We start from the raw sequence: 1,387 nt of genomic DNA, 5'->3' as shown, positions 1-1,387 counted from the left end.
GTCGGTGTCGCGATGAACACCGGGACCATGGCGGCCAAGGAGGCCGGCAACATGGTCGACCTCGACTCCAACCCGACCAAGCTGATCGAGATCGTCGAGATCGGCAAGCAGCTGCTGATCACCCGCGGTGCGCTGACCACCTTCTCCATCGCCAACGACGTGGCCAAGTACTTCGCGATCATCCCCGCGATGTTCGCCGGGGTCTACCCGGGCCTGCGGCACCTCAACATCATGGGCCTGCACAGCCCCCAGTCCGCGATCACCTCGGCGATCATCTTCAACGCCCTGGTCATCGTCGGCCTGATCCCGCTCGCCCTGCGCGGCGTCAAGTACCGCCCGTCCGACGCCAGTTCCCTGCTGCGCCGCAACATCGGGGTCTACGGCTTCGGCGGCCTGGTGGTGCCGTTCGTCGGCATCAAGCTGATCGACCTGATCGTCCAGTTCATCCCCGGCCTCAGCTGAGAAAGGAGTCCACCGCAATGTCCAAGCCCCTGCCCGCCATCGTGCGGACCCACTTCACCGCCCTGCGCGTGCTCCTGGTGCTCACGGTGATCCTGGGAGTCGCCTACCCGCTGCTGGTCACCGGGATCAGCCAGGTCGCGTTCAGCGACAAGGCCAACGGCTCGATCGTGAAGTCCGACGGCAAGGAGGTCGGTTCCAGCCTGCTCGGCCAGAACTACGACCTCCCCAAGAAGAACCCGGACGACCCGAAGGAGGAGCCAGTCCCGGACCCGAAGTGGTTCCAGCCCCGGCCCTCCGCCAACCACTACGCCGGCGACAACTCCGGTGCGAGCAACCTCGGTCCGAACAACGAGGACCTGCTGAAGGCCGTCAACGACCGCCGTGCCGCCGTCGCCGCCTTCGACGGCGTCGACCCGGCGAGCGTGCCGGCCGACGCGCTGACCGCCTCCGGCTCCGGCCTCGACCCGCACATCTCGGTGGCCTACGCCAAGGAGCAGGTCAACCGGGTCGCCAAGGAGCGGAACATCCCGGCCGACACGCTGAACCGGCTGATCGGCACGTACACCGAGGGCCGCTCGCTCGGCTTCCTCGGCGACGAGGGCGTCAACGTCGTCCTCCTCAACAAGGCGATCAGCGAGCAGAAGTGACCGAACGGTGACACCGGACGACGAACCAGGATGACCGGGCCGACCCGGGCGCGGGAGGATGCCTCCGCGCCCGGGTCGGCCGCCCCGTACCCGCGCCGCCCAGGTGTCCGCCCCGTACCCGCCGACGCGCACCGTCCAGCCGCCACCTCCCGATGGAAAGAAGCAGCGCCCATGGCCCGCGACCTCACCCTCGGCCCCGGCATCCGCAGGGGCCGGCTGAGGGTGTACCTCGGCTCCGCCCCGGGGGTCGGCAAGACCTACCGGATGCTGGACGAGGC

General features: G+C 68.8%; 2 protein-coding genes and 1 pseudogene. All 3 read left to right on the top strand.

Annotated elements, in window-relative coordinates; translation table 11 throughout:
• Positions 1 to 462 (top strand): annotated as a pseudogene (locus tag ACZ6Z8_RS39185) (potassium-transporting ATPase subunit B); the annotation flags it as partial.
• A 17-nt stretch (positions 463 to 479) separates the two neighbouring features.
• Entirely contained in the window at positions 480 to 1,109 is a 630-nt protein-coding gene (kdpC, locus tag ACZ6Z8_RS39180) for a K(+)-transporting ATPase subunit C (protein ID WP_465614737.1), read from the top strand.
• A 171-nt stretch (positions 1,110 to 1,280) separates the two neighbouring features.
• Positions 1,281 to 1,387: hypothetical protein (locus ACZ6Z8_RS39175; RefSeq protein ID WP_465614738.1), on the top strand; the 107-nt coding region annotated here is incomplete at its 3' end.

The sequence above is a fragment of the Kitasatospora sp. NPDC101108 genome, assembly GCF_055584725.1.
The sequence above is the reverse complement of the archived record's forward strand: the minus strand, read 5'-3'. Positions and strand labels throughout refer to the sequence as shown.

Coding starts and splice junctions, on each gene's coding strand:
- kdpC (WP_465614737.1), top strand. CDS start 480: ATGTCCAAGCCCCTGCCCGCCATCGTGCGGACCCACTTCACCGCCCTG.